This window comes from Roseburia sp. 499, assembly GCF_001940225.2.
In the GTDB taxonomy this organism is placed as follows: domain Bacteria; phylum Bacillota; class Clostridia; order Lachnospirales; family Lachnospiraceae; genus Petralouisia.
This window is the reverse complement of the sequence record NZ_CP135164.1, coordinates 723,248-748,793: the sequence shown is the minus strand read 5'-3', so window position 1 is coordinate 748,793 and position 25,546 is coordinate 723,248. Positions and strand designations below refer to the sequence as shown.

Here is a 25,546-nt window from a genome sequence, read left to right as displayed (position 1 = left end):
TTTTCAGATAACAAAGGTCTTTTCTATTTACTTTCCACTCTCCATCTGGCGAATGATTTTTCGAATCGGAAGTACGAATCCCGGTGAAACGGATAATTCATCAATTCCCATTTTTACAAATGTTTCCGTAAGAGTTGTATCTGCTCCTAATTCTCCACAAATACCAACCCAACAGTTGTTAGCATGACCATTATCAATAACTATCTGTATCATTCGAAGAATTGCAGGATGATGAGAGTCATAGAAGTCATCCAATTTTGCATTCTGCCGATCAATTGCCAGTGTATACTGAGTCAAATCATTGGTTCCGATACTGAAGAAATCCACTTCCTTCGCCAACTCATCACTCATAACAACTGCTGCCGGTGTTTCAATCATGATTCCCTGTTCTACTTCTCCGTAAGGGATTTCTGCTTTCTCTAATTCTTCCTTTACTTCTGCCACGATTTCCTTAATTTTTCTTACCTCACCTACCGAAGTAATCATAGGATACATGATTGCAATATTTCCATACTTTGCTGCACGGAATAAGGCACGAAGCTGTGTCTTAAATATATCTGGCTGTGTGAGACAGATACGGATTGCACGATAGCCCATAGCAGGATTTTCTTCCTTATCCAGATTGAAGTAATCTACCTGCTTATCAGCACCGATATCCAATGTACGGATAATAACCTTCTTCCCTGCCATTCTCTCTGCTACTGTCTTATAGGCAAAGAACTGTTCCTCTTCTGTTGGAAAATGATCCTTTTCCAAATACAGGAATTCACTACGGAACAGACCAATTCCTGCTGCATCATTCTTAAGTACCCCTGCAACATCAGAAACATTGCCAATATTAGCATACAGCTTGATTTTACGTCCGTCTTTTGTAATATCCTCTTTTCCTTTCAACTCCTGAAGCAATTCCCGTTCTTCTAATAGCTTTTTCTGCTTCTCTGTCATCTCATCTAAGACTTCAGCGGTAGGCTCTACATACAAAGTGCCTGTAAATCCATCCACTACTGCCATTTTTCCATTCCATTCTTTCTGAATGGCTATTCCTATCAATGCCGGAATATTCATGGTTCTGGCTAAAATTGCTGTATGGGAGTTGGATGAGCCCTGCTCTGTTACAAATGCCAGGAGTTTTTCCTTATCCATCTGAACAGTTTCACTTGGGGCCAAATCATCTGCCACCAAAATAACCGGCTCGTCCAAATCATTCACGCCTCCGTCTCCACCACAAAGCACAGATACGACGCGGTCTGAAATATCTTTAATATCTGCTGCTCTTGCACTGAAATATTCATCCTCCATCTCAGCAAACATATTAGAAAAATTATCTCCTGTTACAGCTACCGCATACTCTGCATTTACTTCCTGCTGCTCAATCATATTTCGCACGGAATCATTATAATCTTCATCCTCCAGCATCATCTGATGCACTTCAAATACGGCAGCATTTACTTCTCCTACTTCTTTACATGCCTTTTCATATAACTTCTGAAGTTGTGCAATAGCAGTTTCTTTCGCTTTTTCATAGCGCTCAATTTCTGCTGTCTTATCTTCTATCTTATGTCGTTTTACTTCTGCCTGCTGCTTTTCATAAAACAATAATTTTCCAATTGCAATTCCCTGAAAAATTGACTTACCACTATATTTTTCCATGAAATCTCTCCTGTCTACAGATTCTCCTTGAAAAACTTTTCCATCTGAGCTGCTGCTTCTTCTTCATTTTCACCTTCTACGGTAACAGTAACCTCATCAAAACATTTTACACCAAGGCTCATAACAGCCATCAACTTAGTTGCATCTGCACTCTTACCATTGCTGGAAATGGTAACCTTGGAACCACATTCCTTTGCTGCCTTTGTCAAAAGTCCTGCCGGTCTTGCATGAATTCCTACTTCTTCTGTAATTTTGTACTGAAATGTTTTCATTTTCGTTTCCTCTCTTTCATTTTCTTTTTGTAATAATTTAACTTTCTATTTCATTGGAGCATACACGTTCTATGTGCATTGCCAGATATCCTATCTCAATTTCCGGCAGTTCTATTTGAAGTGCGCGGGAGAGATGCTTACACACTTCATCTGCAATCTGAAAAGAATTTGGATACTGCTTCTCAATATATTCATTCATATCCAGTTTCAATTCTTCTCCGGTCATACCTCTCGCTGCCATATATTTCACATGATTCATCAAACGGTTATAAGAAAGGGTCTGTACATCAATCTTACTGCCCGTCTCTTCCTCAATCATTGCAACACACTCACGCACTGCCGCTGCAATCTGCATAGCATTGGATACATTTTCATCACAGATGGAGGAATGAACATGAAGTGCAATATATCCTATCTCATCCTTATCAATACGGATTCCCTCCATCTGCCAAAGCAACTCCTCTGCCAATTCTGCAATCTTATATTCCTTATAGAACAATACCTGTATATCCTGAGTCAGTGGATTACTAATTTGTTCCCCTTTGCGAATTCTTTCTGCTGCAAATGCAATGTGATCTGCCATAGGAAAGAGTATGCTCCGGTCTATCTTACCAAACTCTTCTTCTGCCTTTTTTAGTATGGCATTAGAAATCTCTAAATATACCGGATCCATATCCCGTACCATTTTTCTGGCATTTCCACGCTCTGAATCAGACTGTAAGGAATATACTCTGACATCCTCACCCGGTTCTACATATTCTGATACCTTTTTTCCAAATCCGATTCCCTTTCCCAGCAAAAGATATTCCTTTACGCTGTTTTCCTTTACTGCTAATATTGCATTATGGTTTAATGCCTTGGTAACACGGTACATACTCTTTCCTTCCCCTATGCTTTATTCATAAATATCTACAGCGAAAAGATCTTCTCCCGCCTTTATTGCTCCTGTCTTTACCATACGAATCTTCTGGTTATCTGACAAATCAGTGCATAATACCGGTGATACTAAAGATGGTGCATGTGACTTGATATAATCCATGTCAATCTTCATTAGTGCATCGCCTTTTTTCACCTTTGCACCTTCTTCTACTAATACTTCAAATCCTTCTCCATTTAATTTTACGGTATCAATTCCGATATGAAGAAGCATCTCCATTCCATCTTCTGTTTCTAATCCAATGGCATGTTTTGTTGGAAATACAAAACTTACAGTGGCATCTACCGGTGCCTTTACTGTATCTTCAGATGGCTCTACTACAGCTCCATCTCCCATCATTTTTCCTGCAAATCCTTCATCCGGTGCTGTTTCTAATTCTGCTGCATTTCCATCAAACGGGCTTGCAATCATAATGGTTTTTACCAATTTCTGTCCCTGGTTTCCAGACTGGCTTTCCTGCTTTTCTTCTACAGAAGCAGATATCTGAATATCTTCTTCGTCCGGTGCTGTTTCCAGATAATCCTCTAAATCGGATTTAATGACAGTAACCTTCGGTCCATAAATAATCTGTACACCTAATCCTTTGTGAATTACTCCGGAAGCCCCTGTTGATTTTAATAAAGCATCATCTACTTTATCTGCATCAAATACGGTACAACGTAAACGTGTTGCACAGCAGTCTACATCAGAAATATTTTTCTTTCCGCCAAGACCTGCACAAATCTTACGGGACAGTTCATTTCCGCCTTCTTTTTCTCCATTTTTCTTCGCTTCTACATCTTTTCTGGTATAGAGTTTTACTTCGTCCGCATCATCACGACCAGGTGTCTTGAAGTTAAACTTCTTAATCAAGAAGGAGAACATAAAATAATATACTATGAAATATCCAATTCCTACGACAACAATCCATACCCAACTGGTCTTTTTATTTCCTTGCAATACACCGAACAGGAACATATCTATCAAACCACCGGAGAAGGTCATACCTACACCTACATTCAAGAGATGCATGAACATATAAGCAAGACCTGCAAATACACAGTGAATAACATATAATACCGGTGCAACAAATAAGAATGTAAATTCAATCGGTTCTGTAATACCAGTCAGCATAGATGTCAATGCTGCGGATAATAACAGACCACCTACTACCTTTCTCTTTTCCGGCTTTGCACAACGGTACATTGCAAGCGCTGCTCCCGGAAGTCCGAAAATCATCAATGGGAACTTACCGGACATAAATCTGGTTGCTTCTACCGCAAAGTGATCTACGGTTGGATCTGCTAACTGTGCAAAGAAGATGTTCTGTGCACCTTCTATCATCTGTCCTGCAACTTCCATAGAACCGCCTACTCCGGTCTGCCAGAATGGTAAGTAGAACACATGATGCAGTCCGAACGGAATCAATGCACGCTCCATAACTCCGTATACCCATGTTCCACCATAACCGGAAGCTAATACCACATTACCTACACTGTAGATTCCCTGCTGAATTACCGACCAGATAAAGAACATTGCAATACCTACTACTACATACACCAATGCAGAAATAATTGGTACGAATCTGGTACCTCCAAAGAAGGATAATACCTGTGGAAGTTCAATCTTGTAGAACCGGTTGTGCAATGCTGCTACTCCAAGTCCTACGATAATTCCACCAAACACACCCATCTGAAGAGATGTAATTCCTAATACGTCAGTTGTAGCTCCGTCTAACATCGCTTCCGTACCACCATTGATAGTAATCATAGCACTGATAGATGCATGCATGATAAAGAATGCGATTACGGATGCTAATGCTGCTACTTCTTTTTCCTTCTTTGCCATTCCTATTGCCACGCCCATAGCAAAGAGAACCGGCAGGTTTGCGAATATAACATTACCTGCCTCACTCATTACGGTGAAAATCATATTGAGAATCGTTCCGGGTCCCATGATTTTCATTAAACCATACGTATCAAGCATGGTTTCATTGGTAAAGGAACCACCAATACCAAGTAAAAGTCCTGCCACCGGCAGAATTGCGATAGGAAGCATGAAAGATCTTCCTACACGTTGAAGAACACCAAAAATCTTGTCTTTCATCTGTTACTCACTCCTTTTTTATTTTTAGGGGATACTTTGTATATTATCCAGCCTTTTTGTGCTTTATAACCTATGATTGACTTCTTTTTCGTAAGTTCTTTCCTATGATATAAAAAAAGGCATTAACACACATAAATATCCTCTTGATTTATGTATAGTTAATGCCTGCTGTTCCAGTAACATACTATGTATATAGAATAGCATTAATTCTTTCATTTGTCTAGGTAAAAACAAAAATTCCCAGCATTGAAAGGTAAATTTGTTTTATAGCCTACCATTTCCGTAAAATGCTTATCTTCGACATTTCGTGTGAAAATGTCTTAAGTTATCCACATTGCATACTTACACAAATTCCTGTCAAAAAAAATTGTGAATAAATTTTGCATTTTCCTCTTGGCAGGCATCACCTTCTTTGCTACAATTAATTCAGTTTTGAACTGAGTTATTCAGTTGAACTGGTATATCTTCTGTTTCTGTTAGTTGCCGTCCAAAGCTGGCTAACAATTCAGGAGATATATTTTTTTGCAGCTTTTTTATTCCATTTTTTTCAAGATAGAAATACTCATATAGCTGCTTCACAAAATCCGCTATCTGTTCCATCAGATAGTGATTCTTCTGTGCCCGCTCATTCCAACTACATGCGTGCTCTATATCTCCCTGCCAATGCTTCTGGCGGTTAAATCCCTGATTTTCTATTTTCCATCTGTTACGTCCGGCACGTACGATTTTTTTTGCATTACTTTTCGTAATCTCGATGCTTGTAATCCAGGCAAACTCTCTTTCTTTCTCTTCACCTTTTACAATCCACCTTTCCCGATAATAGATTAGATTCACGTCAAAGTCATTGAACATGATTTTATTCTGATACTCTATATCAGTTCCAATTGTTTCTTTTTCCGGAAGTGCACGGTATTCTTTAGCTATTGATGAAGCGCAGCCTTCTTTATATCGGATAATGTAATCCCAATGATAATCTTTACATATCTGTAAAACTGTTTTTGTAACATACAGTCCATCTGCCGTAATGATAATTGGCAGCCTCGGGAATTTCTGTTTGATTTTGGCAGCAAGTCTTACAAAAGCTTTACTTTCGCAATCCTGTTTTACTGCTTCATCACTTTGATTTATATATTTCTCCGAATTTTCTATTGTTTCTGATGCAATACTGCATACAAGATTTTCTCCAAAGTATATTTTTGCCTCAAGTATGCTTCTGTGATACTTAATGTACTCTTTATCTGAGCCTCTGTTGTAACACCGGCTCAGATAATGCTCATTCTTCTTTTGGTATCCTTCGTCCAATTCGGTTGCATCTACAATAATCTGCCATTTCTTTAACACCTTGGCATTATCAAAGGTCTTTCGACGAATCATGGAATATACGATATTCTGCTGAACATTCTCTAACTCCCTTGGATCTAATCTTTCCAGAAATTCATTTTCTGTCACACCATGGGGCATATAATCTTTTACTTCTTCTCCCATGAATCTGTATAAATTTCTGCAGATTTTCTCATCATTAAAGGTTCTTGTCATTTCCTGCATGCTCGAAATCCCTGCAATACTTTTATAGTACATAGTTCCAAGCATGACTCTTGAAGAATAATCAATGTAACTCTGATTACGGGGATCTTTTACTCTGCCGAACATCGAAAATAGTTCCGGACAAAATCTGTTCTGAATCTTATTACATTCAGCAATGGGATTGTTTTCAAGTTTCTTTCTGATTCTTTCCTGCTCTCGGCTCATTTTGCACCTCTGCGATAAAGTTTTTCTTCTATTTTACCTTATTACAGAGAAAACCACAGTAATTTCATATGATTTAGTGCGAATTATTTTTACCTTTCAATGCTGAAAAATTCCCACTTTTTCTAATTCAAGTCAAATAATGGCATTGGAAGCACAGTTACCTTGGTTACTTCTTTGTTCATAACTGTATTTCCATTTTTCTTATAGGACGACTTCAAACACAAATAGTATTCCAACTGTCCCTGATTTATCAGTTCTTGATAACTTACATTAAAGTAATAACTACCATCGACATCCACCTGATATGCCTGCTGTTTCTCTTCCGGATAAGCCGTCCAGTTCCAATATTTTGTCCCGTCTGCTATCATGGAAGAACCACTATAACTCAAACCAGGCTGATTCTGCCCCGGATATTGACTCTTTCCATCCGTAAATATCACTAGTGGACTAATAATGGAGGATGGAACCTTACAGCGATACAAGCCTTCTCCATTGACTTTTTCCATTTCTACTCCCGGCCACGATGCATTTTTATTAGACTCATCAATACCAGAATATATATAACAGGAAATATTGTCACTCCAATTTGCAGGTTTCTTCAAATATACATATCTATCCTTCGATGTAAGCTCCGTTGTTCCTGCCAGATTGCCGGTTCTCTCCAGATACAAAGGCATCTGATTGGTAAGCGGTTCTGTTCCTAATTTATCCGTGGTAAACTGCAAATAGGTATCCTTATCTTGTGTCTGCAACCAACTAGGATCCGTTATCTTAAATTTCACCTGAATATTTTCATTGGTATAGTCAAAATTCGCCTCATCCATAGGCACATACAGATATACATCATTCTTGCTGTTCTCTACCTTATCTGCATTGGTTACCTCTGCATATGGATTATCTGAGGTAGCACGATACGAACTAATCATGGTATTTACAAAAAGTTTTACCTCATCATCCGGCAAGGTTGCCCCATCTTTATATCCCGAATGTCCCATACCTGTATAGGTGATATTTCCTATATTGTAGATATAGAAATTATTTCTTACATCACTTTCCCTAGAGGAATATAAACCTCGCCCGAATTCCGATTTCCCTTTTGCATTACTTCCTGAAATCTGTTTTACTTCATCTGCATAATCTTTCGAATACCAATCCGTCAGTGAATACCATACCACCATATCTTCATCATCCAAATTTAACTGGGTATACTGAGCATGTGTATTTGCAACCTTAATGACACTTCCCAATGTATAAGGATAATTGGTAATCTGCCCGGAATTGTTAATATTCACATATGTGGTTGTAGATGGGAAACTCGGATTCGTTGTATGGCAATCTCTATCAGATTTTGCCCCTTTATTATTACTATTCGAATTTGGTCCATACTTCACATAAAAATTCGTACTATTATCACCGTAATTCGGTACCAATTCCCCATTCTCATTGGTTGTGGTAAGAGAGGTAATATCATTATTATGTTCCTTATGATCTTTCAATGTCTGGTCTAAAACTAAAGCAACCTCCTTATCTTTTAGTTTCACATAACTGCTATTATATCGTCGCTGACTCAACAAATCACGAATGTTATCATCATAATTAGACATCTTACCGGAAACTCCGGAATCCCATTTGTAGCTTTCATCCTTCACTATGTCATGAGATAAGATGACGCTCTTGTTCTGACTGACAAAATATTCAAATCCGGCCTGAAAAACATTATTACTTGTAAACTGCGCAACATCCATATATCCAATCATCAACATATCATACTCATCCAGATATGCTTTCCAATCTTCTATTTTTTCCTCATCTGACTTGTTGCTTCCTTTTCCAAACATTTGATTCCAAGCTTTATTTGACAACACTTCTACTGTAACATCAAAGTCATTTACTGCGCCCAGATATTTTTGAAACTTCTTGGCATTTAGATCGTCACTTTTGTACCCCTCTGTTGCCATAACAACTCCATCGGGCTGAGAATCGTTTGTTCCCAGATTGACCACCAGATTCATCTGCAACACCTTTATTTTCTCTCGATTCTCTGCTGTAGTCTTAATTGCAGAATATTTCACCACATTATCACGAATCATGGTATTGGCAGTATCATATAACTCCAACTTCCATGGTAAAATTCCCAAATAATTTGCAGGCAATTCCTTGGATACCCGATACCAGACACCAGCCTTGAGACTATTGGCATCCACAGGATTTCCATACATATCTGTTACGGTAAGCCCTTCAATTTCTTCCGACTCATCCTCATTCTGTCCTAAAACATTTTCTTTCAAAGAGCCTTTATATATACCATCACCATTTCTGTCAATGTAAAGTTTTACCCCATAATTCTGACTTTGCGTACCATTAATTCGGAACTGATAAGCAAACGTCTGAGAATCCACATAAGTTACTGTATCACCATTAATACTTCCATCACTCTTCGTCTCATACTTATATTCTGTCGGATAACCCTTTCCACCATCTGCGGTATAAAACTCAATTTCACAGCTTTCTCTGGACAATAATTTTTTCATCTCTGACATATCCAGCCGGTCGGTTACAAAAATATTCCTGCCTTCTTCTGTTCCTTTAAGAGCAAACAACTGATATGCATAAGAGCTTTCATCTACTGTAACTTTATTTACTGTATTGGTGCTAATTCCTGTAGAACCTTTGGTATAAAATACGCTATCCACAACTACCGGTTTTCCGCCCTTCAAGAAATTCTTTACTTCGACAAACTTCTTTTCTGTCAAGTCATTGCCGGAATAACGCATTGCTTCACCACTTTGCATTTCATGAAATTTACGAACTGCACTCGCATTTTTTAACACCTTATCTCCGATACTACTATAAATCAGCCCATTCATATCGGTATCATTATATCCTTCCGAACCATTTGCCTTATTCTGCTTTGGTCCAAAAACAATCATATCATACTCAGCGTTCAAATCTTCTATTTTACCGATGAATTCCCAACTTGGCATGGTTACGATTTCTATTTTACCATTCTTCACCAGCTGTTTTAAATCTCCCTTCATCCATGGAACCAATGCGCGATAGTATTCCACCCAACTATCATCCTTGGTGGTATCTATATAATCATCTCCCGGATAGATAAAGGAATTCGTTGGTTCCACCTCCAAAATTCTCATAGAGGTCTTATAGCGATTACCATTTAATATGTACTGAACAAATTCACTGGCACTAAGTGCTTCCGGTCTGCTTCCATTTATTTCCTCGAAATAATCAAAGGCTTCTTTGTTCAATGTAGTCTCACTGTATTTTTTATCGCCATATCCATGCGTAAAAACATTATATCCGTTATACGCATATATATTGTCTGCAATTACTCCATTCCCTGCTTCCAAGTTAATATTCTTGTTCTTTGCCAGATTTAAATCAAATGTATTCTGCTCCGGATATTCACTACATACCCACTCTGCATGTGCAACCTTATTACTATCCGTATATGTTCCGTTTCCATCAATCTTATCAAAATAGCAATCGATAAACAATGTAGGATCATACTCTAACAACATAATAGCAAGCTTGGTAAGGTTCGTACTTCCACCATTATCATAAGTGGTCTTATCTAAAATCAATGCTGATGGATTCTCGGACGCCATTCTTTCTACAATACGCTTTACCGCAGCCCATGGCAAATCATTCTGACTGAATTTAGTAGGCGCATTCTCATCTACAGGATCCAAATCTTCATCATCACGCATTGCATTCCACAATTTGCGTATATCAGTCTCTGCATCCTGCCCAATGACAATCAAATCCACTGTATCAATTAATTTAAGATTCTCCTCACTATTTAGTTCTTCCGGTGTCAGCGTAATAACCTGAGAAACAAATCCTTCTTGCGAAGAAGTATCAAATGTATTCTTTATCAGTAAATCATTATTGGTAATAGCACGCTCTTTATATTCAAAATAGTAATTCGAAGTTCTTGTTGTCCAAACACAATCCGCAGTATAATCTGTCGTAATTCCTTCTGTATTTTCTGCTTCTACCCAGTTATAACTTCCCTTATGATTTTCATCATATACAAACTCCGGTGCAGTATCTCTGTTTTCCAGATTAAAATATCCTGTTCCGTCTTCTACATACTGATAATATCCCGTTTCCGTATATGCGTTAATCACAAATCGCCACATACCAAAATTCGTTTCTTGCGTTACCCAATTAATATCTGCAGGTGCCATGGATTTCAACAGTTCTTTATCCTGCCATGGTTCCCGTACCGTAGCTTTAGAAGGAAGCTGATCTGCAAATTTTTTTAAATCTACATCTTCCACAGTAACCGCTGTTTCTTCTCCATTGTTACTGGTAGCAAACATAGAACGATATGTTCCAAATACCGTATCATCTGTTTTTAACTTATTCATGTCAATTGGTTCACATCCCGGTATGAGATAACCAATCTTTGCCATACTATGGTTCGGCACAATCTCTAAAATAGTCAGTGGATTTTCTGCCGTTCCGCTCTTATAATTTGAATCCTTCTCTGTATAAACCTTCTTTGTATCTGCACTTGCGTTATTGGCTATGATTCCCGCTTGCACCTCTTGAATGACAGAGCCCAGATACAGGCAGACAGCAAGAATCGCACATAATGTACCTGACAACGTTCTTTTTACTACTTTCTTCATGCCACTCCTACCTTTCTATCTGTACCATATTTGTTCGCCATCATGGCTGACACTTGTATACTTATTTCCATCATTAATTGTTACTGTCTTGTCTGTTCCAAATAATCCACTGGTTGTTCGATACTCCACCTTAACACCATTAATGGAATAAGCCGTAGTTCCTTTTGTACTATAATTTTTTACAGGAACATACATAGAACTTTCTATCAAAGTATAATCATAGTTTCCAAATGCACCGGTTCTAACATAGAGATTTTTATTTCCAACCTCTAACGGGAAGTTAACATTAATGTCCTTATTTCCTTTCTGAATTATATTTCCCGCTTTATCCACAAGATTGAACTTTATGTCGGCTTTGCCCGCTTTTTGTGGTGTCAATATTACTAAGTCTCCGGAAATTCTTACATTTCCCTGCTGCATTACACTTTGTTCTACACTCTCCATGGTAATATCATATAAGCTAGCATCAAGCCCTGACACTACAAAATGAAGATTTTGACTTTCACCATTTGTCATAAATTCTTTTGACTGACCATCATGCCGTTCTAAAACAGATATAGAAACCTCCGGTATTGATATTTTTATGCTCTGACCACTTGCAGAACCGGCGGCGTCTTTATATCCTACATTGATAGCAAAGGAATACTGATTCGCCACATTGTAACGTTCTAAATCCCCAAGAGTAAAGGTTCCGTTATTCACAAGCTCAGCTACATCTCCATAGTCTTGCGTTTCCTTACCACCCTTTGTCACAGACCAAGTAAGATATTCTGACCATTCACTATCTCCCGGCAACCAATAGGTTTCAAACTCAGTATTTAAAGAATCGCCGGAACCATAGGAAACTTTTACTCTAAACTTCAATACCTCTCCGCGTTTTCCATTATAAGCAGTATTGCCACATTCCATCCAGTTTCCATTCTCATCTTGCACCTCCAAGGTAAGACTTGTTATCTTACGCTCTTTAAAAGTAACAGTTTGCTCTGCACCTTTCCAAGTCTTTCCGTTAAAACTAATACTTGGGCGGACGTATACTGTTTTTCCCTTATACTTATCTGAAGTTGCAAATATCTTTAAAATATATTCTGATTTCTGACCTGCCACCTGCTGTCCGGCACTTCTTACGCTGGTTCGGATATCTGTTGCCTCAGCACCGGTTTCATCGGTAATCTCAAAACTTATATTTCCTGACAAGTCCTCGTTCCCTTCAAAGTTTACACCATTTACTGACAATGTTGCCTCAGCACTGAGATTTGCGGTATTTTCTAATGCTCCCATCTGAATTCCGGTAACATACTTATTAAGAACTGTTGCATTCCCACTTACCCATTTACTGCTGTCGGGCTGATTTTTGGTACTTTCCAGTGAAGTTGCCACAACTGTAAGACTCTCACATGTTTCATTTTCTCCCAGTGTAACCATACCGGAATTCGAATCAATTGTAGTTCCTGCATCTGTCAATGCAGCTACCGTTGCCTCTGAAAATTTCCATGAAACATCCTGTGCCGGATAGTTCACACCATTTACTACTGCTGTAAAACCTGAATAATTCCCCCCTTGCCACATACATGCACTGGAAGGACTGATAACAACGTTCTTCACAATAGGATTCAATTCCACCACGACATCTTTAAATGCCTCATTCTCGTCCGCTACCTCTTTCAACTTATTTCTAAGGGTTACAACGCCTTCCGTGTGGTAGGATTTTTCCTGTATTGTAATTTCAATCCCAAATGTAATAATATTTTCATTTTCTAACCGAGACAAATCCGCTGTAAAGTCACTGACATGTTCTGCTAATAACTGATCCACGCCATCCTCAACCTGAGTATAACCACCGCCACCTTCAGGATTATAAATGTATTTAGAAAACAACAACTTTTCTGTAGGTCTATCCCAATTTATTTTCGTAGCTGTATAAATACTGGTTCCACTTTCTGCTTCCGTAGTATATGCCCATAATTCTTTAGAGCTATCATCATACTTGACCCCATTAGCAGTATCTATCAAAAGATCCTGTAGCTGATTGGACACCATCTGAGCTTCACTCTGCCGGTTCACTTCGGAACGTGCTTCCTGATAATGCCGCATTCCCGCCGCTACAAATCCTATCACTGCTGTTGACAAAATTAACATAATTGCCACAACAGCAACCAATTCTACCAGTGATAATCCTCTATTATCCTTCACTCTACCATCTCCTGTTACTCCAGCGTATGTTTTCCGGTATCTTTTACCAGTGTGATTGTTTTCGTCTTTGCTCCATTTGTTATGACAATTTTACTGCAATAGCAATATGCACCACCTGCATCTGTCATAAAAGTAAATGTTCCATCATCCCTAACATTGGTTATGATAGGCATAAAAGCACCAGAACTTCTACTATAAGACAATATAAGCGGGCTCCCATCCGTAATATCAACAGTGACCCCATTATTTGTTTCATAAGTAATGCTTATACTTCCTGATGCCACCTTTTCTTCTTGCTTTCCACTCTCCATCAGAAAATAATCTCCATTGCTGTCACACCGAATCTGCATATATGCACTGGACTTGCTCATAGCATTTACTCTTGTATTCTTCATTGAGCTGTTAATATCAGAGGCACAATTCGTCACTCGCCATCCTCCCAGCGAACCGATTCCAACAACAACTCCCGCTGCCAGCACTGCCAAAATGGCAATTACCGCAATTGCTTCTGCAAAAGAAAATCCTTTGTTGTTCCGCATAATGTACCTCCTTCTTTCTAGTTTTTCTGCCAGTTATCATAAGTAATTAAATCTGATATCTTAATTTCACTACCCTCTTCATCATCGTTTACACCATTAATCAATGCAACATCACCTTTTAGATATTTCGCTGCTGTAACACCTTCCTGATTTGCAGCTGATAACGCAATTGCTGTTTTTGTAGGTGATGATTTCAACTGATAGCTACTGCTTCCATCGTCACGATTTTTAATCGTAATCGTTCCCTTCGCAATAATCAGACCTTCAAAATCACTCTGTACAATTACATTTCCGGAAGAGATAACAACATTCAATTCTGCATTTGCTATTGTATTTCCTTCCATATCAGTACCGCTAATTTTGTTACTTGTAATTGTATAATTATCATTTACCACTACAGCTGCATAATTTTCTGTACCGGAGGATATGAATACTTTCTTACTTCCTGCCGGAATATTGTATTTATTGTCTGCACTGGAAAATCCATTTACCAAATTGCCATATACATCATTCGACTTTTCTTCTGCCGAAAGCTGTGTATAATCACGAATCAATTTTTTATTTAAAGCTGTAAAACTATCTTGATACTCCGCCTGAGTAGCCGCTAAATAAGACTGTTCTTCCGAAGTTACCGACTGAAGTTTATTGATATAAAAACTATCGGTACTTCCATCATTCACCAGAATGTTACCATTATAATAAAATCTGGTATTGTCAGCCATGGTATCGAGATCCGGCAATTTTAATTGACTGGTATATGCATCCAATTTACCATCTAAGGCGCTTCTGTTCTTTGCAATAGAATAATACCGTTCAAAAAAGTTATTAGCATCTGCCTGTGTATCAAATTTCATAAATAAATACACCATACTTACATTATTATTTAAACGATAGTATGCCGGCTGATAACTATTTACTCCCATACTACTTAAGGAATCTCCATATTCCGGAACCACGGTATTGAAATCTACCAACTTATCCTTTCCCATCTCCTGTACCAACTTATTATACTGGGTTGCAGGCATCGGGTTCATTCCACCATTTTCACTTTCCGGTGCAACACAACCGGTAGGTACCAAGTAGGCTGTCTGACTACTTTTAATTGCCAATGACTCTCCCATGGCCGTATCCTTATTGGTAATTCCTGATACATTGGCTCCACTTTGTCCAGTGGTCTGAATATAGGAACTTCCAGCCAGCATCAGTGCATCCAATCCAGACAAATCCACCTTTGTATGCGCACCGTTCACCAATATGGCACTACTATAATCTGCCGGTGACGCTTCAATATCTGCCTCTTGTACTGATTCTGCCAATACTGCCGTCGCAGGACTTCCATAACCATAATAGTCCCCGGAAATCTTAAGGTCACTTGGTATCCTTGCACCATCTAGTCCCTTATTATTGGCAACTACCAAATCATCCTTTAAGTAAGACACACCGGAAATGTCAAGGTCACTGCCCGCCAATTCTATGTTGTCCGCCCATAACTCTACATTATCAGCGATAAAAGAGGCTTTATTACTTATATTGATATCTCCGCCTGTGATAAGAGATGCCTTGGTAGTACTATCTGCACTCTGCTTTAATGTTATATCTGAATTATCAATCACAGTTCCACCATTACTTCCACTCTTTCCCCAGTATACATTTCCTTCAACATCTGCCTTTGTTCCAGTTGCGCTAAACTGTGTATTGGCAATCATGGAATATGTAGTAAGTTTCGGTATAGAAGCTGCCTGTGTAAAATCGATTTCCGGGAAATTCAGCACAATATCTGTCTTAATATAAGACACATAGTCCTGAACACCATAATAAGTTACTTCCACATCTTCCAAAATTATTCCCTGTTCTGTAATGCGTAACGCATTATTAGAACTGCTTATTCTGGCTCCTATTTCTGTAGACTCATCATATCTTGTTTTCACCAGATAACCACTCAAGTGATGTGTACTATATTTACTGCTGTCTCCGGTCTCCCTAATGGCTTCACGAAGATTTCGTACATATTCACTTTTAAACTGTGTATCTCTCTCTTCTTCTGTCAACTGTGAATAAGACTCCATGGTGCGAATATAAGCATTGGTTATTGCATCTGATACCTCCACCTGCAAACCTGCTCTCACCTCATCCAAAGCACTTTCTGCATCATAAAAAGTATTCTTCGCTGTCTCATCCGTATACTTCATCTGAAAATTAAGAAGGCTCATTCCATACAAAATTGTAACTAAAATACCAATTATGGCTACAATCATAATCACCATAATAAGCATGGAACCTTTATTATTCTTCTTTCGTTCCGGTAAGTGTAACCAACGCGTCACCATAAGTATCATCCTCTACTCTATAAACTGAAATCTCAACCGTATATAATCTGTCCTTTTTTATTTCCTTTACCAAAGACGAATCTGTATCAATTCCCAGTAATTCCTCTGCTGTATAAGACTTTCCTCCGATTGTCTGCCTTGAAAACCCACCATAAGTAAGCTTCATCTGATTCCGGCTTTTATCCAGATTCGTCTGAAGATTCGTCAATACATAATAACTACCGTCTTGGGTGAATTCTGTTCGATTCGTTTCATTGATATCTACATCTACACGGTAATTACGTTCTTGTACCTCCGTAGTACTGTCATAATTCTGCTTTACCAGATATACATCCACCGGAAGACTTGCATTGTTATTCACATGGATACTCTCCTTTGCCGCTCCTCCGTTACTTGTATACATTGGCTGAAAGAAAAGATATACATTTTCTAGCTCTGTTCCACCAGAATTAGAATAAACGCAGACATTCTCAACATTCGTATAAGAAACTCCGTTGTACTCATATTTTACATTGATATGAACTGTTGCCTTGCCTGTGGCACTTTTATCAATGTCCACTGTAATATCTCTATGCATTGCAGGATATACTATACTTTCCGTTCCAAAATGTCTTGCCGCCTCTGTATCTCCTGCAATATCCTGTACATAAAATGCATCCGACTTATTGCTCATGGTAGTAATATCTGCAAGCCCTACATCATTATATAAATCTTCTTCTGTTTCCTCTTCCTTCCGGTAGGTCGTAGCATCCAATTTAGCCACTGCACGATATGTCCTTCCATTGAAATCACACTGATTATAATAAATCATATATTCCCCCGGATTCGACTCACTTGGCACTACCTGTACTTTCATCTTCGGATTTCCGTCTTCATCCTCGATGACATTTCCAGCTTCATCCTTGTACGTCTCTGATGAGGCAAGCAACACTTCCATAGGTGCCGCCTTAATGTTTTCCATCAGATTTTGAGCCACTGCTGTAGCTTCCTGCTCATTTTTCGCCTTTCCATTCAGTCTTGCTATCGAAACAAAACTATGAAGAAGCGGTATTACAACAATGACCAGAATAGCTACTGCCGCCAATATCTCTACCAGTGTATATCCACCATTATTCTTTTTTTTATCATTTTTAATCTTCGTTCTGCTCTTCATTCTGCGCAGCCTCTTCCTGATTTTCCTGACTTACTCCCGTTGTTCCAAATGGATTGTTATTTCCTCTCGGCATAGATGGAATGTAAGGAGCTTCGTATTCCTTATCAATTCCCTGTAACTCAAATAAATTTACAACCATGGTTCCCAACAGATTGCCTGTCTCGGAATCATAAGAAAGAGAAATACTCTCCACGTTACGTTTGTCTCTATCCGTACGGATAAAGTCTATAATATCTTTGAATCCCTCATATGTTACAGAATAATCCATATTTACAGTAATTACTGACAAACCATATCCTTTTTCCATGGTATACAATAGATTAGCCGGTGTAATCGTCATGGAATTTACATGAATATCCGATTCATTTTCCATTTCATACGCATACATAACTGCATTTTCTTCCCGTACCTCTGATGGGTATTGGTCAATCATCTCCTGCACTTGTGCCTTCAAATCCTTCGTATCTGAAATATACTGTTCCTTATTGGCATCCAAAATTTCTAACTGCTGCACTTGGCTTGACAGATTCTGGTTTTCTTTCTGCAAATCACTATTTTTCTCACTAAAATTACGAAATACGAAAAGATATGCTAACAATGCCAGCAATAATCCTCCTACACATAGGAGTAGTTTTTGGTCTTTTTTTGAAATTGTCATATGTCCCCCTCCTATTCTCCTGCATTATTGGTATCTGTAGTGTCTACTACATCTGTTTCTGTTGCATTTTCGGCATCTTCACTTCCATCTGCCAAGGCATAAGTACAAGTAATAGAGCAATTAATGCTAACATTACCGGCATCATCCTTTTCCTCTGAAAAACCACTGGTTTCTACCGAACCTACCGACTTAAACTGTCTTAACTGTGTAATTAAATCACCAATCTGTTCCTTGTTCTCTGCCTTCAGACTTAAGGTAACTCCTGTAATTCCTGCCGTCATATTATCCATTGTAATATTGGAAGGACTCTTTTCCTCTAACTCTTGCAGAAAATCTAACAATCCATCATTTGGTGTTGTTGCCATAGCATCCATTGTTGCCGCATCGGTATATTCATTTTGAGCCTGTAAATATGCATCATAAGCTTCCTGTGCCGGCTGCAATTCTTCCAGACGATCTTCCAAATCAATTTTCTTCGTGTTCAAGTTAAAATTCTGAACCAGTGGAATCACCGTCAATAAAAGTGCTGCAAACGCACCTACTCCGAATATAATAAGGGAACTCTGCAATGATTCAGATGAACCACTACCTTCCTGCCCTTTCTTAGCATTTACTTCTTTCGCAATGTCAAGAGGATTCAACACTGCTCCAACACATGCCAGATAATTTGCAGCTCCCTCCGGAATACTCTGGTCAAACATGGTTTCCGTAGTTACTGTAACACCTAATTCATTGCTCAATAACTCCTTTAATCCCATACACTCCGCACCAATTCCCAAAAGAGAAATCTGAGAAATCGCAACGCCACTATTTCTTGAAGTATAATAATCCAAAACTCTGGAAATGTTTCCAACAAGATATCGTAAGGACTCCGTTGCCTCATCCCGAAGCTGGGAAAGTGTCGGATTACTCTCTGCTGTTTCTTCCTCTACGTTTCCTCTATCTATGTTTTTATGAACACAGGTATTCGTTCTCATATATTCAAAAATAGCTTCATACTGTGGCTTGTAACCAATTATCTTAGAATCGCTGATGCACTCCGTTACCCCTTCTATACCATAAGCAACGCTACGCTGTAACTCTACCTTACCATCCTTTACAATGGTAATTAAGGATAATCCCTCGTCTACCTTAACAGATATTGACATTTCCTTTGGTGCAATTTTCTGCATTAACTGATAAACACTGTTACCTACATAATCAATTGCCTGAACGGTAAGATTACAAACCTTCGCAAGTTCCTCATAGGATTCTACCAGTTTCTTTGGAATCGCATAGACTTGAAGCTTTAACTGTTTATTCTCATCATCTTTTTCCAACAACCGGTATGCCAACTGATATTGTGATAAATCTACCGGGAAATATTCGGAAGAATTTGCAAGCAACACATTCTGAATCTTATTTTCCTTTACAATAGGAATTGCAACTTCACGACTTGCAATACTTCCTGCACTTACTGCAAAAACTACCTTATCCGTCGTAATTCCATTACTTCTGAGTCCGCCTCTTAACAAACGGCTGAAATCTGCTTTCTTTTCCCCTATGATACCATCGGAAATGGTTCCCTCCGGTGTGGGAAATGAAAAATATTTATAAATTTTAGGCTTATTGCTCTTATAATCAACTTCAATTACTCTGGTGAGATCCTGACCAATCTCAATACTCAATACTTTATTTGCCATTTCATCCTACTCCAATCAATATTTCCATATATGTTTGCACCATCTGTTCGCCCCATAAGGCTGCAATAAAAATCCCCGCTGACAAATAAGGTCCCATCGCCAGCATATGCTCTGCCTTTTGTATCTTCATTCTGGCAAGATGTATCACAGAGCCAAGAATACATCCGATAAAAAACGCCAAAATGATTTCCTTCCAGCCAAGTAGCAAACCGGCAGCAGCCATTAACTTTACGTCACCGCCACCGATTGCCTTTCCATGACTTGCTAATAACAATATTTCTAAGAATACACTGACGGCAAAAAAGCCAATCAGATACATCGACCAGTTCCGATTATCAACCAACAACCGGACCAGTCCCAATGCAAATATAAAAACATTAATTCCAAAAGGAATCTCATAAGTTCTAATATCTATGATACTCAATACCAAAAGTGCTGATGCCATAAGACAATACAGTACACTTACCATATTAAAACCATTTACCCCAAAAATAATTATATATAGAATTCCATTTCCCGCCTCAACAATAGGGTACTGGGCAGAAATCGCCGATTTGCACTTTCGGCATTTTCCCCTAAGACAAAGCCAACTGAAAACCGGTATCATGTCATACCATTTGAGCTGATACCCGCAACTCATACAATGAGAGCGCTCTGTTACCACGGTTTCGTGGTTGGGTATGCGATATATGCATACATTTAAGAAGCTTCCAATTTCAATTCCTAAAAGAAATATAAATATGTATAAGATTATGTATACGGGTATCAGTTCTGGTTCCATTGGTTAAATGTGTCCTTTCGGGTGTGTTAAATTAATAATTTTAAATCTATTTATTTTCTGTTACAGCGGTCTTATCAGCTTCTGTTGCTTCAATATATTTTGCAAAAGAATCATCACCAGTTTTTCCAGCACTAAAATACTTAACTGTTGTAGCTCCTGTATCGTTAACTACTATCTGAACTTCAACACCACCTGTTTTCCATGTAGAGGATTTCAATTTGACATCTTTAAAAACTCCTGATGCAGGTGCCCCATAAGACTCCTCTAAGCTATCCGCTAACTTAGTACCATCATCCTTTTCAACTTTACAACCAGAATCTTTAATAGTAATTACATAAGTTCCTGGTGCTACATTATCACTAATAACTGTTGCCTGTGCAGTAGATACTACACCTTCTACAGTAGAAGCATCCGTTGATTTTCTGGAGTTCTCCACATATCTCAACATTGCAGGTGCCAGTACAGCTACCAATACTGCCATAATAGCAATTACTACAATAAGTTCTACTAAAGAGAAACCCTTGTTTGTTGTTGTTTTCTGTTTTTTGTTCATCATTTTTAACATACTCATTCTCCTTTTCTCTTGCTTTATATTTCGTGAGCATTGCTCACTCAATAATTTCGCCGCTCATCAATCATGCAAGCACGTTGATTCGCTTATGCTCATTATATCTTAAAAGAAGCTGTGCCCTATCACAGTTCCCTTTAATTCTAAACATGTTCCAAATCACCATACATCTTAACCATAGGTGCCATAATTGCTGCAACCAGAATTCCAACAATTCCTGCCAACACCAAGATAATCATTGGCTCCATAGCTGCTGTAAGACTTTCTGTTGCTGCCTGTACTTCTTCGTCATAGTAATCAGCCAGACGATTCAGCATCTCTTCTACATCACCGGTTTCCTCTCCAATCTTTGTCATATGAGAAACCATTGGTGGAAACAATCCGCTGCTTGCGATTGGCTCAGAGAGTGGAACACCCTTGGCAACCTCTTCTTTGGCATGTAAGAGTGCCTTTTTGTACAAGGAATTGCTCAGTACTCTAGATACAATCTCTAGCGCGTCTATCATGGGAACTCCCGAATACAACAGCGTACTCAAAGTTCTTGCAAAGTTGGAACAGGCAGTCTTCACATTCAACTTGCCCATCACCGGAACCTTAATGGCGAGATTTCCGAAGAAGTCTTTTCCATTCTCTGTCTTTGCAAATATCTTAATTCCAATCACCAGCGCAGCTATTACTACTAATATGAGAATAAAATTATTTACTACAAAGTCGCTGGCTGCTACAACTGCCCTCGTAATTCCCGGCAATTCACTTCCAAGCTGTTCAAACATATCTGTATAACTTGGAATAACCTTAATTAAAAATACTGCCACAACGATAATTGCTACAAAGAAAAGTATGATTGGATATATCATTGCCTTTTTAATCATCGCCTGAAGTTTTGCGCTTTTCTCAAACTGGTCTGCCATTCTGCTAAATGCAGTATCCAATTTACCGGAAGCTTCTCCTGCCGCGGTCATACTGACCATAATACTTGGAAATACCGTATCATGCTTTACCATGGCATCTGCCATGCTTTCTCCCTTTTCAATGTCGATACGAACCTGTCTGATTGCTTCTGCCAGTCTCTTGTTCTCGGTCTGGTCTGAAAGCATATTCAATGCATCTACAATGGTCACACCTGCATTTATCATACTGACAAACTGACGACAGAAAACACTTAAATCCCTAGGCTTTACTTTCCCACCCAAATTAATTTTGATATCCTTGTTCAGGGCATTTGCCTCATTTAAATCCAGAAGAATCATTCCCTCATTCTTCAATTTGTCATATGCTCTTTCTCTGTTCTCTGCTTCCAGACTTCCTTTTCTTTCTTTGCCATTCTTATCAATGGCAACATATAAAAACTCTGCCACACTAACCCTCCTATCAGAATATCTGTACTTTATTTCTCATTCCGTTTGGTTCATGCGCATAAGCAATGGCAGTCTCCGCGGAAATTAAATTTCTCATATATAAATCATAAATGGCATCATCCATGGTCTGCATTCCCTCTTTACGACTTGTCTGTATCATAGAAGGAATCTGGAATGCCTTTCCTTCTCGAATCAGATTGGAAATTGCCGGACTAGAAAGCATTACTTCATATGCTGCCACACGTCCTCCTGTCTTCTGTACCGGAAGTAACTGCTGTGCCACTACCCCCTCAATAACTCCAGCCAACTGAATTCGTATCTGTTGCTGTTGATGCGGTGGGAATACATCAATTACACGGTCAATGGAATCTGCCGCACTATTGGTATGTAACGTAGAAAATACCAAATGCCCTGTTTCTGCCGCCGTAATTGCTGTGGAAATCGTCTCTAAGTCACGCATCTCTCCTACCAGAATAACATCCGGATCCTGTCTTAATGCTGCCTTCAAGGCATTTGCATAGGACATGGTATCCCCACCTACTTCTCTTTGTAAAACCATAGATTTATTATGTTGATGGATATATTCTACCGGATCTTCCAATGTAATAATTGTCTTTGCATAAGTACGGGCAATGAGTCCTATCAAAGCTGCCAATGTCGTAGATTTACCACTTCCCGTTGCTCCGGTAATCAGTACGAGTCCTCGCTTCAATCCCGTCAATTTTATGACCGCGTCTGGAATTCCTAAGTCTCCAGGATTCGGAATATCAAAGGAAAGAATTCTCAGTGCCATAGCATAGGTTCCACGCTGTCGGAATACATTTACTCTTAATCGATTAAAACCTGACATGGAATACGCAAAATCCAGTTCTCCCTTTTCCTCCAATTCTGCCATCTGCGATTCTGTCAACATTGGTTTGATAATCGCCTCTACCTCATATGGTTTAATTTTCTCCGGAGACATTGGTTCCAAGTCTCCATCTACACGAAGCATAACCGGACTTCCCGGTGCAAGATGTATATCAGAAGCATGGCGTTCTCCTGCTTCATGCATGATTCTTTCCAATTTTTCCAGTTTATTTTCTTCCTGTTCAGCCCCACCAAGCAGTTTTTCCTCTATCATACCTTCCACGCCTTTCTAATTTTCATATACGATTCTCGCCATTTCGGTTACGGAAGTTATTCCCTGTAAGGTTAATCTTCTTGCACTTGTATAAAGAGTGCTCAACCCCTCTTGTAGCGCCACATCCTTTATTTCTTCTGTGCTTCCATGCTTTGCAATCACAGAACGAATTGCCGGTGTAATCGGCATAATCTCATATACTCCCATACGTCCGACGTACCCTGTATTATTACAGTGTTGACATCCGCATGGCTCATATAGAGTGATTTCTTCATCTTTTTCCATTTTCAAAAACTTCAATTCCTCTGTAGTAGGTGTATGTACTCTCTTGCAATCTGGACATAACTTACGCACAAGTCTTTGTGCAATTACTCCTACCATGGAATCTGCCAGCAAATAACTCTCTACCCCCATATCCATCAATCGTGTCAGGGTTCCTGCCGCACTATTAGTATGTAACGTACTTACTACTAAATGTCCGGTAATAGAAGCCTGTACTGCTATTTGGGCAGTCTCTCCATCTCTTATTTCTCCGATCATAATGATGTCCGGGTCCTGTCGCAAAATAGACCTCAATGCACTGGCAAAAGTCAACTCCGCTTTGACATTTACCTGCACTTGATTTACCCCATCCAAATTTGCTTCTACCGGGTCTTCTACGGTAATTATATTCACGTCTTCTCTATTTAATTCACTTAATGCTGTATAAAGTGTTGTAGATTTACCACTTCCCGTAGGACCGGTTACTAACAGAATTCCATTTGGATTCTTCAGTATGCCATCGAACAACTCCAGTTCCTTTGGTGAAAATCCTAACTCTTTTTTATTTCTGGTCAATGCTTTCTTCTGTGCAAGACGCATTACGCATTTTTCCCCGTACACAGTAGGAAGAATGGATACACGGATATCATATTCTACCCTGTCAATTACCATAGTAATACGACCATCCTGAGGTTTTCTCTTCTCTGCGATATCCATACCGCCAATAATCTTAATACGAGTAATAATAGCGCTCAACAACTCTATATCATAAGAAAACTTCTCATATAAAACACCATCAATACGAAAACGTATCCGCACCATACTCTTAAGGGCTTCTATATGAATATCACTGGCTCTCTGACGCGCCGCCTGCTCAATCATGGACTTCACCAGTTTTACAATTGGCGAACTGCTGACATCATCATTTTCTTCTTCCAGCGCCATATTCGCAGCTGCTGTTACAGCCCCACGTTCCTTCGCATATTCCTGCACAGCTTTTAAGGTTTCACGGTTACCATAAAACTTATCCAGTGCCATTAAAATATCGCGAGTGGTAGCAATGAAAGGCTCTACCTGAAGATTCGTTACAATGGAAAAGTCATCCATCGCAATCATATCCATTGGGTCTGCCATAGCAACTTTTACGATATTCATATTATTTTTGCTAAACGCAAAAGGAATCATCGTATGTTTTTTTAAGATTTTTCCATCTGCCAGTTTCAACACACTTTCATCTATTTCAATTCCTTTTAACGACACTACTTCTATATCAAGCTGTCTAGATACTGCCTTTGCAATTGCTTCCTCTGTAGCATACCCCTGTTCTACCAGAACCTCACCAATCTTCTTATGTTCTTGTGAAGCTTTTTTCAATGCAGCCTCTAACTGTTCCTGACTAATGATATGCTCTGCAATCAGCATATCTCCTAAACGCTTTTTCTCCCTTGCCATATCCTTCCTCCAACAAACAGAGATTCCCGAAGGGGCGCACAAGTTATTCATGTGCATTATGTCCAATCACAATATATACCCTACGGGTTACTCATATTTTACC

General features: G+C 38.9%; 17 protein-coding genes. All 17 read right to left on the bottom strand.

Annotation, left to right across the window (positions count from 1 at the left end; all coding sequences use genetic code 11):
- Positions 1 to 27: 27 nt before the first annotated feature.
- Entirely contained in the window at positions 28 to 1,650 is a 1,623-nt protein-coding gene (ptsP, locus tag BIV20_RS03780) for a phosphoenolpyruvate--protein phosphotransferase (protein ID WP_075718250.1), read from the bottom strand.
- A gap of 14 nt (positions 1,651 to 1,664) precedes the next feature.
- On the bottom strand, positions 1,665 to 1,922 hold the full coding sequence (locus tag BIV20_RS03775) for an HPr family phosphocarrier protein (protein WP_075718248.1): 258 nt from the start codon (positions 1,920 to 1,922) through the stop codon (positions 1,665 to 1,667).
- A 37-nt stretch (positions 1,923 to 1,959) separates the two neighbouring features.
- Positions 1,960 to 2,796, bottom strand: a complete 837-nt coding sequence (locus BIV20_RS03770) for a PRD domain-containing protein (protein ID WP_075718246.1) — start codon at positions 2,794 to 2,796, stop codon at positions 1,960 to 1,962.
- A gap of 21 nt (positions 2,797 to 2,817) precedes the next feature.
- The gene (locus tag BIV20_RS03765; protein WP_075718244.1) at positions 2,818 to 4,944 is read right to left on the bottom strand and encodes a PTS transporter subunit IIABC; all 2,127 of its coding nucleotides are present in this window, start codon (positions 4,942 to 4,944) and stop codon (positions 2,818 to 2,820) included.
- 426 nt (positions 4,945 to 5,370) lie between these two features.
- Complete coding sequence (locus BIV20_RS03760; protein ID WP_075719895.1) at positions 5,371 to 6,693, bottom strand: transposase family protein; 1,323 nt, start codon at positions 6,691 to 6,693, stop codon at positions 5,371 to 5,373.
- Positions 6,694 to 6,815: 122 nt separating this feature from the next.
- On the bottom strand, positions 6,816 to 11,351 hold the full coding sequence (locus BIV20_RS03755) for a DUF5057 domain-containing protein (RefSeq protein WP_075718204.1): 4,536 nt from the start codon (positions 11,349 to 11,351) through the stop codon (positions 6,816 to 6,818).
- A 15-nt stretch (positions 11,352 to 11,366) separates the two neighbouring features.
- The gene (locus BIV20_RS03750) at positions 11,367 to 13,541 is read right to left on the bottom strand and encodes a PilW family protein (protein ID WP_075718202.1); all 2,175 of its coding nucleotides are present in this window, start codon (positions 13,539 to 13,541) and stop codon (positions 11,367 to 11,369) included.
- A 14-nt stretch (positions 13,542 to 13,555) separates the two neighbouring features.
- A complete protein-coding gene (locus BIV20_RS03745; RefSeq protein WP_075718200.1) occupies positions 13,556 to 14,080 on the bottom strand; it encodes a pilus assembly FimT family protein in 525 nt (174 codons plus the stop codon).
- Positions 14,081 to 14,097: 17 nt separating this feature from the next.
- A complete protein-coding gene (locus BIV20_RS03740) occupies positions 14,098 to 16,407 on the bottom strand; it encodes a hypothetical protein (RefSeq protein WP_075718198.1) in 2,310 nt (769 codons plus the stop codon).
- On the bottom strand, positions 16,364 to 17,560 hold the full coding sequence (locus BIV20_RS03735; RefSeq protein WP_075718196.1) for a type IV pilus modification PilV family protein: 1,197 nt from the start codon (positions 17,558 to 17,560) through the stop codon (positions 16,364 to 16,366). Before BIV20_RS03735 ends, BIV20_RS03740 begins: the two co-directional genes overlap by 44 nt.
- Positions 17,538 to 18,218, bottom strand: a complete 681-nt coding sequence (locus BIV20_RS03730; protein ID WP_075718194.1) for a hypothetical protein — start codon at positions 18,216 to 18,218, stop codon at positions 17,538 to 17,540. Before BIV20_RS03730 ends, BIV20_RS03735 begins: the two co-directional genes overlap by 23 nt.
- A gap of 11 nt (positions 18,219 to 18,229) precedes the next feature.
- Positions 18,230 to 19,900 (bottom strand): pilus assembly protein PilM, encoded by a 1,671-nt coding sequence (gene pilM, locus BIV20_RS03725; RefSeq protein ID WP_075718192.1) that lies wholly within the window; start codon positions 19,898 to 19,900, stop codon positions 18,230 to 18,232.
- Between the two features lies 1 nt (position 19,901).
- Positions 19,902 to 20,681, bottom strand: a complete 780-nt coding sequence (locus BIV20_RS03720; protein ID WP_075718190.1) for a prepilin peptidase — start codon at positions 20,679 to 20,681, stop codon at positions 19,902 to 19,904.
- A gap of 46 nt (positions 20,682 to 20,727) precedes the next feature.
- The gene (locus BIV20_RS03715) at positions 20,728 to 21,246 is read right to left on the bottom strand and encodes a type II secretion system protein (RefSeq protein ID WP_075718188.1); all 519 of its coding nucleotides are present in this window, start codon (positions 21,244 to 21,246) and stop codon (positions 20,728 to 20,730) included.
- Positions 21,247 to 21,392: 146 nt separating this feature from the next.
- Positions 21,393 to 22,607 (bottom strand): type II secretion system F family protein, encoded by a 1,215-nt coding sequence (locus tag BIV20_RS03710; RefSeq protein ID WP_075718186.1) that lies wholly within the window; start codon positions 22,605 to 22,607, stop codon positions 21,393 to 21,395.
- Positions 22,608 to 22,620: 13 nt separating this feature from the next.
- Positions 22,621 to 23,730 (bottom strand): type IV pilus twitching motility protein PilT, encoded by a 1,110-nt coding sequence (locus BIV20_RS03705; RefSeq protein WP_075718184.1) that lies wholly within the window; start codon positions 23,728 to 23,730, stop codon positions 22,621 to 22,623.
- 15 nt (positions 23,731 to 23,745) lie between these two features.
- On the bottom strand, positions 23,746 to 25,443 hold the full coding sequence (locus BIV20_RS03700) for a GspE/PulE family protein (protein WP_075718182.1): 1,698 nt from the start codon (positions 25,441 to 25,443) through the stop codon (positions 23,746 to 23,748).
- Between the last annotated feature and the right edge of the window lie 103 nt (positions 25,444 to 25,546).